The sequence below is a fragment of the Staphylococcus epidermidis genome, from assembly GCF_006742205.1.
GTDB classification, from domain to species: Bacteria; Bacillota; Bacilli; order Staphylococcales; family Staphylococcaceae; genus Staphylococcus; species Staphylococcus epidermidis.
The window spans coordinates 1,014,877-1,030,032 of sequence record NZ_AP019721.1; the positions used below are offsets into that span (position 1 = coordinate 1,014,877).

Here is a 15,156-nt window from a genome sequence, read left to right on the forward strand (position 1 = left end):
ACAATAGAATTAATAAAGGAGTGAGAGGAAAGATGACAGACATTATAATTGTACACTCAAAACATGGTAATTCTAAAAATCATTGGTATGAATGGTTAAGGCATAATTTAACTTTGGAAGGGTATGATGTTTCTTTATTCAATCTTGAAGCAAATGATCATGCTCAAATTGATGAGTGGGTTAATGAAATGAAACAACAACTACATATCCGTAAAAAAGATACATATTTTGTGACCCACGGATTTGGCTCAATCGCTGCTTTAAAATTTCTTGAAGAAACGCATCATCACATTGAAGGTTTCTTTAGTATCGCAGGATTTAAAGAAGATGCACAAGATATAGACGAAGATGTAGATTTAAAAGGGGTAACCATCGATTACGATAAAATAAAAGAGCAAGTAGATAAATTTTATGGACTCACGTCTAAAGATGATCAATATGTTTCATACAAGGAAACACAAAGGCTGATGAATTCACTTAATGGACATACACGTGTAGTAGAAGATGGGGGACACTTTTTAGAAGAGGAAGGTTTTGTAACATTTACTTCTTTAATTAACAGAATGCAAGGATATATGACTAGGTAGGATGTTTACACATCTATCCTAGTCTGTACTTTCAAACATTAAATATTATTGATAATAATTCATATCATTTAGTAATTTAAATTATAAAATGATATATGAAGTAATTTTTTACACAAATAAATCGAAAAACGATATTGACTATTATGGCTTAAGTTTATATACTTAATAGGTAATTGTTTAGAGGGCGTTAAACCTTAAGTGTTACATTTATTTTTTAATGACATTTAAAGAAATTGTTAAAATAATTTAAATAAAGTGTTGACATCATTAACTATTTAATGATATGATTAATAGGTAGTCAAAAATAATATTAGCGCGGGATGGAGCAGTTCGGTAGCTCGTCGGGCTCATAACCCGAAGGTCGGTGGTTCAAATCCGCCTCCCGCAATACATGTTTTATTAGGTCTCGTAGTGTAGCGGTTAACACGCCTGCCTGTCACGCAGGAGATCGCGGGTTCGATTCCCGTCGAGACCGCCATTACAATTATGGTTCAGTAGCTCAGTTGGTAGAGCAATGGATTGAAGCTCCATGTGTCGGCAGTTCGACTCTGTCCTGAACCATTCGCTATTTTTGGCGGTTGTGGCGAAGTGGTTAACGCATCGGATTGTGGTTCCGACACTCGAGGGTTCGATTCCCTTCAACCGCCCCATAATCGTATTTCATTAAGCGGGTGTAGTTTAATGGCAAAACCTCAGCCTTCCAAGCTGATGTTGTGGGTTCGATTCCCATCACCCGCTCCATTTTATTTATCCACAGTAGCTCAGTGGTAGAGCTATCGGCTGTTAACCGATCGGTCGTAGGTTCGAATCCTACCTGTGGAGCCATGGCTCCTTGGTCAAGCGGTTAAGACACCGCCCTTTCACGGCGGTAACACGGGTTCGAGTCCCGTAGGAGTCATACAAACAGAAGTGAAATATCGCTTCTGTTTTTTTATTATTATATTCTATCATGGAGAGTTGTCCGAGTTGGCCGAAGGAGCACGCCTGGAAAGTGTGTAGGCGTCACAAGCGTCTCGAGGGTTCGAATCCCTCACTCTCCGTTATTTGTTTGTACCTCGTTAAATCTCGTGAAACAAAACGTTGATTTGACGGGGTTTTGTTATATCTTATTAACTTTCGTTAAACCTCGTAAGTCAAACTAAACGTTCCCGTAACATTCCTCTATATTGTTAAATTGATAAAAACGTCCCCGCAAAATTAAATTACGTTCCCGTTCATATTTTCCAATACATTCACTGTTTTTTCTCTTTCTGTCTGCTCTACTTCATCTAATAGATGCGAAATATGCATCCATAGTAGTTTTAATATTTTTGTAACCTAATCTCTTTGAAGTGTAATAGATAGATACGTCATTGAGTAGTAAATAAGAACAATGCGTGTGTCTTATACTATGCAAAGTATATTTACCTATTTTATTTTCTAAACAAAATTTTTGTAACACTTTAGATACAGCATTGTGTGTAATCAATCCTACACCTGTACTGAATAATTGATTTGATAAACTCACTGGCATTTTAGATAATGTTTTTCTTAACATATTCATATCTGCAGCAGGTATATCTACAGTTCTATCTGAAGTTTCTGTTTTCGTTCCTGGTAAGTGTATTGTATTATTTTTATAATCTAAATCACTTCTACTTAGTTTTTGAACTTCTCCAAAGCGACCTCCAGTGACGATTAAAATATAAACAAATACATATGATTGAATAGGGGGATCAGATACATACTTCTTTAAATTTACAAAATTTTCTATGCTCATAAACTTTTCATCTTCTTTTTGTGCAGGTGTCTAGGTAAGATGGTTGGTAAATTAGAGGTGTGACACCTAGAAACGATTTGTTAAATGCTAATATTACCGGACAACTTAATTTAAATTATAGATTAATTTAGTTAGGTTTCATCACTAGTAAAAAAGACATGGACTATATAACTAAGAACATCAACAGTTTTACTAAGAGACTTGCAGAGGCTATCAATGGTAGACAAATAAACGCACTAAAAAGCAACCCATCTAGCAAAAAGATAACTTGGAACTGGGGAGGTACTTTCTACCCTAACGCACCTAAAAGTGGTATTAGAGTTAGAAGGTCGCTAGGTATCAATGGCGCTATTGTTGAAAGTGGCTCGTGATTATACAGAAAGACAGATTGGGTTAAATTCGACCAAGTTATTAAAAAAGATGGATATTGGTGGCACCACTTTAAATATCAAGCACCAGGTTCAAGTAATAAACATTTCTATTGAGCCGTTAGTAAAATTATAAACAAACAACAAAAAATAAAAAATGAGTAATATTGGGGTAAAATAGACTGGAAATGATATAATTAAATTACCAGGTCATTGTACAAGGGTAGTCGCTATGGCTACCTTATTTTTTTATACAAAAAAAGCGACTAAAAAGTCGCTTTTAAAAGTGTTATTTCTTTTTATTAAAATACATTAAAGTGATTATAATTGAATACGTGAAAAGAAATATCATTATAAACATTGCCATGTAATCACCTTTTCCTTATTTACAAATATAGTTGGTTGCACCAGTACAGCCTAGAGAGCTTATCAGACCACAAATTGTAGCTAATGAAAAGCCTCCCCAACCAGTAGTAATACCTAAAGCTGTAGCAGTTGCCCAACAACCTGCAGCTCCACCGGTACCACATAAAGCTCCTACTGCCCATTCACACCAACCACGCTCTTTAGGTGGTAAGTTTTTAGCAGAATCTTTTTCGATTTCATCTTTAGAGGTATGTTTAAAGTTTTTATCGTAGTAATGACCTTTCTGATCTATATTAAATTCATAATAAGGTTTGCCATTTAAAATGCCTTTCATATTAATATATTCTTTATTATTATATTTAACAAATTTTGAATACATCATATGATTGTAGAAAACTTCATTGTTTGCTTCGTTATATTTTAATTCAATCATTGCAAGGTTATCATTCATTTTAGCTAATTTTTTACCAAATACATAGTTAATAGAATATACATTGGTGTTTTTACCTTTATCCAAATGAACAATAATATCGTCATCTTTTATTGAGTCAATAGAAGTTGAATTAGCGTGCTTTTTATAAGCATTAGATTTTTTTATTTTTTTAATAATATTTTGTTTAGTTTTACTATCCACATTACTTTGAGGTTTGCTCACCTCATTATTTGCAGCATTAACGTTTTGAAACCCTGTTGCAACACAAAAACTTGAAATTATTATAATAGATAAAATTGATAGAAATAATTTTCTCATTAGAATTCCTCCTTATTGTGTTCTATACTCATACTATCATTTTAACTAATTAATATAACGATAATTCCTATGTGTTTATTATCATTTCGTAGATGTCGATATCAAAATTTTAACCATTTTACTAAAAGGTATGTTTTTTATTTTGGCAGAAATCTGTAATAGTCTGTTTAAAACATTTTGTATATGTTTCATATCTTTTATAGCAATTGAAATGATTTTATTAGCTGATTTTGTCATAGTACTTCTTAAATGAATAGTACTATTGATTTAATCTATATCGTTATATTGTAATTTTATACCTCTCCAAAAGGTCGACCTGCAGCTATAAGTATAAAAATTGCTAAATATGATAATTCATTTTTACAAGTTGAGAATTATTTTAATTTCCTGTATTCAGTTAAAGACATGAATTTATCTTCTTCTTTTTTTGTAGGTTTCCTTTCATAGATAGGGTCGTTCCAAGTTTGATCACGTTCAATTATTTCCTCATTTAACGCATCTTTAAAAGCTTGTGAAAAGCAATTATTTAATTTTTGAACACTTGCTTTCGTATGTCTTTTTTATGTCCACCAATAATGTGACCTTCTGCATACTCTTTTAACATTTCGCTATATTTGAGTTGTGAAAAATTTTTAATAGCTGTATTGCCAAACTTTTCATCAAAGATATTTAATGCATTATAATAACAGTTTAAAGTTGATTGTGATATTTTGTTCTTTTTATTAATTTTTATACAATCTTGAAAGTTTTCTAGAAACGGTGTTTCAGACGAAATGAGTTGGTTCTTATTTATTTCATTGGATTTAAGTTGCATTGTCTTATACGCTACTTTTTAGTTTTATAACCTCTTTTACGATAGCTCTTATTTTACATCTAAAATCATAAGACCATGTTATATTAATTTTTTCACATTCATTCTCGTTGTTCTTCTCTTGATGCTAAAAAATAGGACGAGAAAGTAACTCGTCCGTAAACTTAATTATCCAAATGCTCAATAGCATATTTTGCTTCTGATTCTGTAAATTTTTCACCGTAGTTAGACACCAAAAGATCGTAAATTGAGTCATTAGACATATGCATATCTTTGGCATATGATTTTGCTTTCTCAAGTGCATTCTTTTCATAATCAGCCTCTAGATGATCTATAGCATATTGTGCATCTTCTTTATCAAATTTTTCTCCATATTCAGATGTTAAAATATCATAAATTCCTAGTTTAGACATGTGAAAATCATCATAATATGACTTTGCCTTTTCAAGCGCAGAGTTCTCCAATCGTGTTGCAGATTCATTTTCTTTTCCAGGTTCTTTAGTATTTTCTTTGGTGGAGTCATAATTAGTTTTTGTTTCTTCTACTGCAGTTTTATGATTTCGCTCGTCTTTATCATTTACATTATTCTCTGTAGTTTCTTTAGTTTCGTTATTTGAATTTGATGTTGCTGGTACAATCATTTGTAGATTACCATAATAGGTAATGCTTGCTAATACGATAACTGAAATTGCAACAGTAATGATTGTTCTTGCAATAGATGGCCACTTGCTAAATTTCCACATGAGAAATAAACCTAGTGGAAAAATGAATAAAAGTGATAAAACTATAAACCATTCTTGTTTGTACCATGATGTCGTTTCTTGTTGCATAAAACGTCCTCCTGTGTATCTATTTGATGAAAAGTAGCAGGTTTAATTTTTAATATATTGAAAAAAGCAAATTTGTATATTTAAGGTTATAGAATCACATTGTTAGAAATAAATGTGTAGTAGGTAAGTTAAAGTAATTACTCAAGTCTTGAAGTGTTTTGCAATCGTGAGCGTTGATTGCTTTTTCAATTTGATTTAAAGAGATTAGTGCGTTAGTTAAATTACTTTTCACATAGTACATAGTAAGTGTTGATGTCTTCTCTCACATAAGAACTTGATGATAATTTACTGTTAACATATAATTCACTACCTAAAATGACTCATTCTAATTTATTTGGCATTTCAATATATTTAATATCTATATCATCAATCAACTCCTTATATTGATGCATAATTCTCACTCCTTATTTAGTTTTAGAAATTGCATATTGATTATATTTATAAAATCAACTCCTATATGAAGGTTTAAATTATGCGTAATTTTATATATAAAAAAGAGACGTAATCATACTAAAGTGTAAATTAGTAATATAAGCGTCTCTCTTTATTTATCGCTATTTTTCTTTTGTTTTTATTAATCCATAAAAGCTATAATTTCTCTCATTTCATCTTCAGTAACATCAGGTGTAATATAAGTGATAATTTGATTGTTTTTCATTACGAAGTTTTATTCTGTTAATTTAGTAACATTAAACATTATCAGTTACAGTTTAAATTCTCTTTATTCCTATTGGAATGTTAGAATGAGTGAGTTTTGTAGCTTCATCTATTTCCCTTCAATCTATAGTTTATTATTCGGTGAAATATCTCGGAAAAAGTATTTAACAATTTCGGTACTCATATAAAACCCCATAGTGTTATATAAAGTAATTTAAAAATATAACAAACTAAACGGTGTTACAATATTATATAAATAAAATATATTAAATAATGAATTCATGAGGTGATTCTTTTTGAAAAGAGAACGATTCTTATAAAAATGTATATATAGTTAATAATAGAATGATTGATGAAAATAAATAGAGCACATTATTAATTGAAATGTGATAATGAAAGTTGCGTAGGTTACTAACTTAAAAGCATGATTACATTAAAGACTTATAGTTGACGCATGTAGTCCACATTTTCAATAGGGGATTGACTTTTGGACGTATTACTTTAAGTTGAAAATAACATATTAAGCTCAACTACTGATATTTAATAAGCAAGTAGGTATAATTATACGTGTATATAATTTGGAGGAATGCATTGTGAATTTTTGGTTACAGGAACAAGCTCAATCAAATGGAAATCGATTAGCGATTGTTACAAATCAGTTATCTTTAACGTACGAAGAATTATATCATCGTGCAAAAACAATCGCGGAATATTTAACTTCTTTAAATCAGAAAAGGATTGGTTTATATATAAGCAATGATATTGATTCAGTTGTTTTGATTCATGCTTGTTGGTTAGCTCATATTGAAATAGCTATGATAAATACACGTTTAACGCGACATGAGATGATAAATCAAATGAATTCAGTCGACATAGCAACGATTGTACACACGTTGCCTTTAGAATTAGAAGGGTTTAATTTATATCATTTTAATGATTTAACACAATTAGATAAACATGATGTTTCAGGTTACAAATTTAATTTAGAATCGATTGCATCAATTATGTTTACGTCTGGAACGACGGGACCTCAAAAAGCTGTGCCTCAAACGTTTAATAATCATTTAGCCAGTGCTAAAGGCTGTAAACAAAGTTTAGGATTCGAACAAAATACTGTGTGGCTTTCGGTCTTACCTATATATCATATTTCTGGGCTCAGTGTTATTTTGCGCGCAGTGATAGAAGGATTCACTGTCAGACTTGTTAAAAAGTTTCAAACTGATGATATGTTAACACAAATAAAGACTTATCCAATCACCCATATGTCCCTTGTTCCACAAACGTTAAAGTGGTTAATGGATGCAGGATTGACTCAACCATTTTCTTTAGAAAAAATTCTGCTAGGTGGTGCTAAATTATCACCACAATTAATTGAGCAAGCATTGACTTATCGTTTACCTGTATATAATTCTTTTGGTATGACAGAAACTTGCTCTCAGTTTCTAACAGCCTCACCTCAAATGCTCAAAGAACGTTTCGATACTGTTGGAAAACCAAGTGAAAATGTCGAAGTGAAAATAAAAAATCCCAACGCATATGGACATGGAGAGTTATTAATTAAAGGTGAAAATGTGATGAATGGTTATTTATATCCCAAATATTTAAAAGACACATTTGATAATGATGGGTATTTTCAAACTGGAGATATAGCTGAAATAGATGATGAAGGTTACGTCATAATATATGATCGGCGCAAAGATTTGATTATAAGTGGTGGAGAGAATATTTATCCTTACCAAATTGAAACAATCGCAAAAGACTTTGAAGGCATTGAAGATGCCGTATGTGTAGGAATATCAGATGATACTTGGGGTCAAGTACCAATATTATATTATGTGACAAATCAAGATATTAATCAAACTGAATTAATAGAACATTTTGAGAATCATTTAGCTAGATATAAAATTCCTAAAAAATATTATCAGGTCAAATCTTTACCTTATACATCGACAGGTAAATTACAACGTAAAAAGGTCAAAAGTGAAGACTTGAATGAGGGAAAGAATAATGAAAGTTAAGGCAATCAATCTATATACTTATAAGGAACCTTTTAAATCACCAATTTCAACACCGAAAGTGAAGTTAACGCATCGAGAAAGTTTGTTTACGGAAATAGTAACTTATAGTGGAGAAACTTATTATGGAGAATGTAATGCATTTTTAACTAATTGGTATGATAAAGAAACAATACTCACAGTCGTAAACAGATTAAGACAGTGGATACCGCAAGTACTTCATAAAGATATGACATCTTTTGATTCATGGTTACCTTACCTAAATCAAATGAATGATGCGCCAGCTGCTAGATCAATGGTTGTCATGGCTGTTTATCAAATGTATAACGACTTGCATGATTTTGAAGTACAATACGGTGCTACAGTTAGTGGCTTAACTAATAGTCAAATTGAAACATTATTAGAAACAAGACCGAAACGTATAAAACTTAAATGGTCAACATCACTCATCAAAGATCTTGAAACTATACGTTTATTAAATTTTGATTGTGATATTGCTATAGATGCAAATGAATCATTAACAAAGCCATCATTTTTACAATTAGCCAACGTAAATACATCAGATATTATATATATTGAAGAACCTTTTAAAATTCTAGAAGATTTAAATGATATTGATATGTCTATTTTTCCTAGAATTGCCATCGATGAAAAGGCACTTTCTATAGAAAAAATACAATCAATAATTCAGCAATATCCCATACAAGTCGTCGTGTTAAAACCATTTAGACTTGGGGGAATAGATAGAATGTTAAACGCCATGAAAATTTTGAAAGAAAAAAATATAAGGTTTGTAGTTGGGGGCATGTATGAGTTTGGTCTAAGTAGATATTTTACAGCAATGTTAGCTAAAGAAGGAAGTTATCCGGGTGATATTACGCCACACGGTTATTATTTTTCTAACGATATCGTAGAGACAAGTGGCATATTAAAAGGGGGAATGATTTATTTCACTCCCCCTAAAGTCAAACGTTCTTTACTTAACAAAGTTTAATGATGATGTGTGGTTTTAGAATTTTTATCTTTTTTTAATGGAACAGGATCAAAGCCACCTTTATGCAATGGATGACATTTAAGTATGCGTCGTACACCGAGATAAAGTCCCTTTAGTGCACCATGGTATTCGATGGCTTCTCTAGTGTATTGTGAACATGTTGGATAAAATCGACATGTTGGTGGTGTAAGTGGCGAAATAAAACGTTGATAAAATACAACTAGAGATAATAATATTTTTTTCAACATTGATAAAGGCCTCCAACTAAATATTTAATAATTATATTTTAACACAGGATGAGAGGAAGTGAGGAACGTGGAGTTTGAGGATAGAGATGGAAGGATTGTAACATTGAACTATAAAAATGAAAATGATATGCCTAATGGCAATCACGTTCTTGCAATTCCGGTATACAATAATCAGTTATTATTTACAAACCATCAACATCGTGGGATAGAGTTTCCTGGTGGTAAAGTTGAAATAAGCGAACAAAGTAAAGAAGCAGTAATTAGAGAACTATACGAAGAGACGGGGGCAATCGCAAAATTTATCTATTATTTTGCACAGTATAGTATAAAAATGGAGCATGATGAGCCGTTTATAAAGGACGTTTACTTCGTTGAAGTAAGTCATTTGGAATATGTAGATACCTATTACGAGACTTTAGGCCCTTGTCTTTATCATCAAATTAATGATATTCCTTTAAATAAAAGAAGTTTTTTAATCAATGATAAGGCGATTCTTCATTGTTTGGAAAGGGTGAAAACACTTGGATTTTATTAAGGAAAAGCGCATGCCAATCGAATATGAAACTCATTTTTTTAATGAAGTAACATATCTTGTAGATTATTTAAAAGTCAAGGCTCTGATGATGATTCCGAAAAATAAAAAAGATATCAAACGTATCGTTATATACTTAAGAGGTGGTAAAGGGCAAGTTGGAAGAGTGAGAGCTGCAAGACTTATGCAATTTGCAAATGAATATACTTTAGTTATAGGTCCTTACTATAGAGGAAATAATGGAAGTGAAGGAAGAGATGAATTTTACCGCGGTGATTTAAATGATGTAACGCATTTGATTCGACTTTTAAATCAAAACTATCCTTCTGCATTTATACATATGGTAGGATTTTCACGTGGAGGTCTACAAGGATTACTTACTTTTAATGATTTGCCTGTAGATAGTTATATGATTTGGGGTGGCGTATCTGATATACATTTAATGTATGAAGAACGAGTTGACTTGAGAGGTATGCTACGACGAATGGTTGGACATCCAAAAAAAGATGCGAAAGCTTATAAAAGCAGAGATGCAATGCAATTTATAAAAAAAGATAGTCCTCCTATTCTCATTATTCATGGTGGCAAAGATATTCAAGTTGGAATACATCAAGCTTATGATTTAGAAAAAAAATTAAAATCCAAAGGAATTTATTATCAAACCTATTATCAATTGGATGAAGGTCATGTACCACGACCTCCTGCGATGAGAGACGTAATTCGATATATACATCAATGGATGAACGACGTCGAAAATAAAAATTTAAATATATAGTGACAATGGATTATACAAGTTGATGATAGCAATGTAGATATTAGGAATAATTAGTTATTAAATAAAGAGACTGTTTGAAACTCTAGAAATGTATTATCATATCCAGATATCCTCAAATAAATGTATTATTATTTCCATCGTCATTTAAATAAAAATTTAAGTGCCCGAGATATTAAAAGCTTTCTCAGGCACAATGCTTTTAAATTTAGCGTGATAAATGTGTATATTAATTATTGATTAAATGCACCTTTGTTGGCAATATGTTCAACTTCCTTGCCGAATTTTTTAAAGTTATTATTAAAGCGTTGAATCAAATCGTAAGCTTGTGCTTTGTAGTTATCTTTATTGTTCCAAGCATTGATAGGATTCAGAATAGTTGTAGGTACACTGTCAATCTGAACTGGAATATTTAAGCCAAATGTATCATCTTTAATATATTTAGTATTTTTTAATTTACCTGATATAGCTTGATCTACCATTTCACGAGTATAGTGTAGACTAATTCTTCGCCCTATACCATATTTACCACCTGTCCATCCAGTATTTACTAGATATACATCTACATCATGAATATCGATTAAATTTCCAAGTAAATCAGCGTACTTTGTTGGACTTAAAGGTAAGAATGGTGCACCAAAGCAAGTTGAAAACGAAGGTTGAGGTTCAGTAACACCACGTTCTGTTCCAGCTAGTTTAGACGTGAATCCACTTAAGAAATGATACATTGCTTGATCTTTAGTTAGCTTAGAAATAGGAGGGATAACTCCAAATGCATCAGCGGTTAAGAAAATAATCGTATTCGGATGTGCTGCCTTTGAAGGTGTAACAATATTCTCTATATAGTCAATAGGGTAGGCGGCGCGAGTGTTTTCAGTATAGGTGTTATCATCAAAATCTACCGTACCGTCATCATTTGTAACTGTGTTTTCTAATATTGTTCCGTATTTAATAGCATTATAAATTTGAGGCTCTTTCTGTTTAGATAAATGAATTGCTTTTGCATAACATCCACCCTCAATATTAAAAACGCCATTTTTATTCCAACCATGTTCATCGTCACCAATTAACTTACGTTTTGGATCGGCAGAAAGCGTCGTCTTACCAGTTCCTGATAATCCAAAGAATAGTGCTACATCTCCTTTTTCTCCAACATTAGCTGAACAATGCATACTCATGATATCCTGCATTGGAAGCAAATAGTTCATTACAGAGAAAATACCTTTTTTCATTTCACCAGCATATTCTGTGCCACCAATTAAAATCACTTTATGTTTAAAAGATATAATGACAAATGTTTCACTATGTGTCCCATCTAATTTGGGATTAGCTTTAAAGTGAGGTGCTGAAACAATTGTGAAGTTGGGTTTTATATTTTGAGCTTCATCTATAGATTCTGGACGAATAAACATGTTACGAGCAAATAAATTATGCCAAGCTAATTCATTTATCACCTTAAGTTTAAGACGTGACTCTTTATCGCTCCCTGCATATCCACTAAATATGTAAAGTTCCTCTTTCTGATTTAAATAATCGAGTACTTTATTGTAAAGTTTTAGAAATGTTTCTTCATCCATGGGCTGATTGATATCTCCCCAATTTATATTATCCTTATACGATGGTTCAGTGACTATAAATTTATCTTTAGGTGAACGACCAGTGTACTTACCTGTTTTAACATTTATTGCCCCCAGTTCAGTTAACTCACCCTCATGATTTTTTAAAATTTTTTTGTATAATTGTGTTGATGATAGTTGAAAATGTGATGTAGCTTTTTCTATTAGCTGATTTATCTTAAGTGTTTCTGTGTATGTATCTATAGACATACCCAATCCCTCCATACGATAATTTATGTAAGCCCTTACATTTAGATAGTATAACATACCGATTGAATTTATCCACTTTAAAATAGAAATAGTGACAATGTATAAAATTGACAACATACTTTGAATTAGATATTATTAAGTTTAACGGATTCTCTTATCCTGAGTGGTGGAGGGACATGGACCCAATGAAACCCAGCAACCTCTTTATTTAAAGAAAGGTGCCAAACCGTTTGCAGACAAATATGGTCTGAACGATAAGAGCGAATGGACGTTTAAGAGCCTTCTCTCTATCTATATAGTGAAGAAGGCTCTTTTATTTAGCTCTCATATTTAAAGAGAATTTTCGTAATTTATTTAAAGGAGAAAATGATGACATACAATAAACGATTATTTACCTCAGAATCAGTTACTGAAGGCCATCCTGATAAAATTGCTGACCAAGTTTCAGATGCCATTCTTGATGAAATATTAAAGGATGATCCCAATGCTCGTGTAGCATGTGAAACAACAGTAACAACAGGAATGGCACTTATTTCTGGAGAAATCTCAACAACTACTTATGTAGATATTCCTAAAGTGGTGAGAGAAACGATTAAAGATATTGGTTATACTAGAGCAAAATATGGTTATGATTCACAAACAATGGCAGTGTTAACTGCGATTGATGAACAGTCTCCTGATATTGCACAGGGTGTAGACAAAGCTCTTGAGTATCGAAATGATATTTCTGAAGAAGAAATTGAAGCAACAGGTGCAGGTGACCAAGGATTAATGTTTGGATATGCAACTGATGAAACTGATACGTATATGCCTCTACCTATATTCCTGTCGCATCAACTTGCTAAACGATTGGCTGATGTACGAAAAGATGAAATTTTAGATTATCTTCGTCCAGATGGAAAAGTACAGGTGACTGTTGAATATGGTGAAGATGACAAACCTAGACGTATTGATACCATTGTAGTTTCTACACAACATGCTGAAGATGTAGAGTTAGCACAAATTGAAAAGGACATTAAAACGCATGTTATTTACCCAACTGTAGATAAAGCTTTATTAGATGATGAAACTAAATTTTACATTAACCCAACTGGACGTTTCGTTATTGGAGGACCTCAAGGAGATGCTGGTTTAACTGGACGTAAAATTATAGTTGATACGTATGGTGGATATGCCCGTCATGGTGGAGGTTGTTTTAGTGGTAAAGATCCTACTAAAGTAGATCGTTCGGCAGCTTATGCTGCAAGATATGTAGCTAAAAATATTGTTGCAGCTGGTTTAGCTAAACAATGTGAAGTACAACTTGCATATGCAATTGGTGTAGCAGAACCCGTTTCCATTTCAATTAATACGTTTGATACTGGAAAGGTTTCAGAAGCACGATTAGTTGAAGCTGTAAGAAAGCATTTTGATTTAAGACCAGCAGGTATCATTAAAATGTTAGACTTAAAACAACCGATATATAGACAAACAGCAGCGTATGGTCATTTTGGACGTACAGACGTATTGTTACCATGGGAAAAATTAGATAAAGTCAATGTTTTAAAAGATGCTGTTGAAATTCAATGACTTGTAAAATAGAAAATAAATAATTATAAAATATATGTCGAAAATAAGCCTTTTTTCTATTATAATTAGAGTTATTGAAACTGATAAAGGAGCGTTGTTTTAATGGATTTTTCTTCACCGACAGTAATTGGCTTAATTGTTGCAATACTTGTGGCTGTTTTATTCTTTGTACTCTTCTTAGTAGCGAACCATAGTAAGAAGAAAGTGAAAAATCAAACAGAAGCACATTATAAAGAAAAAGAACAACATCTAAAAGAATCTCATGAAGAAGCTTTAGAAAAAGAGAGAGTTGAGAATAAAAAAGTTGTTACAAAACAAAAAGAAGATTTTGACGTGACAGTTAGTAACAAAAATCGTGAAATTGATGCGTTGAAACTATTCTCAAAAAATCATAGTGAATATGTTACAGATATGCGATTAATTGGTATTCGTGAGAGACTAGTAAATGAAAAGAGAATACGCCCTGAAGATATGCATATTATGGCAAATATTTTCTTGCCTAGTAATGAGTTAACTAATATTGAACGTGTGAGTCATCTTGTACTTACACGAACTGGCTTATATATAATTGATTCTCAATTATTAAAAGGCCATGTTTATAATGGTATTAGTGGTGCGCAATTTAAAGAATTACCTACGATGTCACAAGTTTTTGACACGCTCGACTTAGATTCATCACAGCCGCAGACATTGGTCTTAGATCAAAATGAAGATCAACATTCATTATCTTTTGTTAATTATTCAGATAAGATTAAACATATTGAAAAATTAGCAGGAGATTTACAAAATGAATTGAATACCAAATATACGCCTACATCAATACTGTATTTTAATCCTAAAAAGGATAATGATGTTACAATTTCTCATTATACGCAGTCATCAAATGTTAAAGTTTTAGTTGGTCCTGAACAATTAGATGAATTCTTCAACAAGTTTGTTTTCCATGGACGCATACAGTACAATGTGGATGATTTACAAGATATCATGGATAAAATCGAGTCATTCAATTAAATTATTAAAGAAATTACTTTATTTTTCATATGAGTGCTTATTATAGTCTTCAAAACAATT

At 31.9% G+C, this 15,156-nt stretch carries 13 protein-coding genes, 8 tRNA genes, 1 pseudogene and 1 riboswitch; of the genes and pseudogenes, 16 read left to right on the forward strand and 6 right to left on the reverse strand.

The window, feature by feature from the left end; all coding sequences use genetic code 11:
• The first annotated feature begins 32 nt into the window (after positions 1–32).
• The 9 genes from FNL83_RS05100 (at position 33) to FNL83_RS05140 (ending at position 1,627) form a co-directional block, all read left to right on the forward strand.
• Positions 33–587, forward strand: coding sequence for an RBBP9/YdeN family alpha/beta hydrolase (locus FNL83_RS05100; RefSeq protein WP_001832974.1), 555 nt, complete (start codon positions 33–35; stop codon positions 585–587).
• Between the two features lie 314 nt (positions 588–901).
• Positions 902–975, forward strand: a tRNA-Met gene (locus tag FNL83_RS05105).
• Positions 976–989: 14 nt separating this feature from the next.
• Positions 990–1,065: transfer RNA gene (locus tag FNL83_RS05110), tRNA-Asp, on the forward strand.
• Positions 1,066–1,075: 10 nt separating this feature from the next.
• Positions 1,076–1,148, forward strand: a tRNA-Phe gene (locus FNL83_RS05115).
• A gap of 13 nt (positions 1,149–1,161) precedes the next feature.
• Positions 1,162–1,237: transfer RNA gene (locus FNL83_RS05120), tRNA-His, on the forward strand.
• Between the two features lie 17 nt (positions 1,238–1,254).
• A tRNA-Gly gene (locus FNL83_RS05125) sits at positions 1,255–1,328 on the forward strand.
• A 9-nt stretch (positions 1,329–1,337) separates the two neighbouring features.
• Positions 1,338–1,412: transfer RNA gene (locus FNL83_RS05130), tRNA-Asn, on the forward strand.
• Position 1,413: 1 nt separating this feature from the next.
• A tRNA-Glu gene (locus tag FNL83_RS05135) sits at positions 1,414–1,485 on the forward strand.
• A 53-nt stretch (positions 1,486–1,538) separates the two neighbouring features.
• Positions 1,539–1,627: transfer RNA gene (locus FNL83_RS05140), tRNA-Ser, on the forward strand.
• A 224-nt stretch (positions 1,628–1,851) separates the two neighbouring features.
• Here FNL83_RS05140 and FNL83_RS05150 read toward each other — a convergent pair.
• Entirely contained in the window at positions 1,852–2,346 is a 495-nt protein-coding gene (locus FNL83_RS05150) for a site-specific integrase (RefSeq protein WP_002456422.1), read from the reverse strand.
• A 158-nt stretch (positions 2,347–2,504) separates the two neighbouring features.
• On the opposite strand from FNL83_RS05150, the pseudogene FNL83_RS05155 reads away from it, so the two are divergent.
• A pseudogene (locus tag FNL83_RS05155) lies at positions 2,505–2,831 on the forward strand (amidase).
• A gap of 265 nt (positions 2,832–3,096) precedes the next feature.
• On the opposite strand, the gene FNL83_RS05160 reads toward FNL83_RS05155, so the two are convergent.
• The 3 genes from FNL83_RS05160 to FNL83_RS05180 form a co-directional block, all read right to left on the reverse strand.
• On the reverse strand, positions 3,097–3,831 hold the full coding sequence (locus FNL83_RS05160; protein WP_002456424.1) for a halocin C8 precursor-like protein: 735 nt from the start codon (positions 3,829–3,831) through the stop codon (positions 3,097–3,099).
• 526 nt (positions 3,832–4,357) lie between these two features.
• A complete protein-coding gene (locus tag FNL83_RS05175) occupies positions 4,358–4,645 on the reverse strand; it encodes a hypothetical protein (RefSeq protein ID WP_049387519.1) in 288 nt (95 codons plus the stop codon).
• 161 nt (positions 4,646–4,806) lie between these two features.
• On the reverse strand, positions 4,807–5,472 hold the full coding sequence (locus FNL83_RS05180) for an Ltp family lipoprotein (RefSeq protein WP_002456427.1): 666 nt from the start codon (positions 5,470–5,472) through the stop codon (positions 4,807–4,809).
• Between the two features lie 1,250 nt (positions 5,473–6,722).
• Between FNL83_RS05180 and menE the strand changes: the two genes are divergently transcribed.
• Both menE and menC read left to right on the forward strand, forming a co-directional pair.
• Positions 6,723–8,147, forward strand: a complete 1,425-nt coding sequence (menE, locus tag FNL83_RS05195; RefSeq protein ID WP_002456429.1) for an o-succinylbenzoate--CoA ligase — start codon at positions 6,723–6,725, stop codon at positions 8,145–8,147.
• Positions 8,137–9,138 (forward strand): o-succinylbenzoate synthase, encoded by a 1,002-nt coding sequence (menC, locus tag FNL83_RS05200; protein ID WP_001829851.1) that lies wholly within the window; start codon positions 8,137–8,139, stop codon positions 9,136–9,138. The genes menE and menC overlap by 11 nt, the downstream gene beginning before the upstream one ends.
• Here the strand turns inward: menC and yidD are convergent.
• Positions 9,135–9,383, reverse strand: coding sequence for a membrane protein insertion efficiency factor YidD (yidD, locus tag FNL83_RS05205; RefSeq protein ID WP_002457867.1), 249 nt, complete (start codon positions 9,381–9,383; stop codon positions 9,135–9,137). The genes menC and yidD overlap by 4 nt on opposite strands.
• 70 nt (positions 9,384–9,453) lie before the next feature.
• Here yidD and ytkD point away from each other — a divergent pair, with 70 nt between their 5' ends.
• Positions 9,454–9,921 (forward strand): RNA deprotection pyrophosphohydrolase, encoded by a 468-nt coding sequence (ytkD, locus tag FNL83_RS05210; protein ID WP_002456430.1) that lies wholly within the window; start codon positions 9,454–9,456, stop codon positions 9,919–9,921.
• Positions 9,908–10,693, forward strand: coding sequence for an alpha/beta hydrolase family protein (locus FNL83_RS05215; RefSeq protein ID WP_002456431.1), 786 nt, complete (start codon positions 9,908–9,910; stop codon positions 10,691–10,693). The genes ytkD and FNL83_RS05215 overlap by 14 nt, the downstream gene beginning before the upstream one ends.
• Before the next feature lie 230 nt (positions 10,694–10,923).
• Here the strand turns inward: FNL83_RS05215 and pckA are convergent, their stop codons facing one another.
• The gene (gene pckA, locus FNL83_RS05220; protein WP_002489635.1) at positions 10,924–12,516 is read right to left on the reverse strand and encodes a phosphoenolpyruvate carboxykinase (ATP); all 1,593 of its coding nucleotides are present in this window, start codon (positions 12,514–12,516) and stop codon (positions 10,924–10,926) included.
• 151 nt (positions 12,517–12,667) lie between these two features.
• Positions 12,668–12,777: riboswitch (SAM riboswitch) on the forward strand.
• A 108-nt stretch (positions 12,778–12,885) separates the two neighbouring features.
• Between pckA and metK the strand changes: the two genes are divergently transcribed.
• Together metK and FNL83_RS05230 are read left to right on the forward strand one after the other, a co-directional pair.
• Entirely contained in the window at positions 12,886–14,085 is a 1,200-nt protein-coding gene (metK, locus tag FNL83_RS05225) for a methionine adenosyltransferase (protein ID WP_001829830.1), read from the forward strand.
• A gap of 102 nt (positions 14,086–14,187) precedes the next feature.
• Positions 14,188–15,096 carry a hypothetical protein gene (locus FNL83_RS05230; protein ID WP_002474706.1) on the forward strand — a complete coding sequence of 303 codons (909 nt, stop codon included), beginning with the start codon at positions 14,188–14,190 and terminating at the stop codon, positions 15,094–15,096.
• The last annotated feature ends 60 nt before the right edge of the window (positions 15,097–15,156 follow it).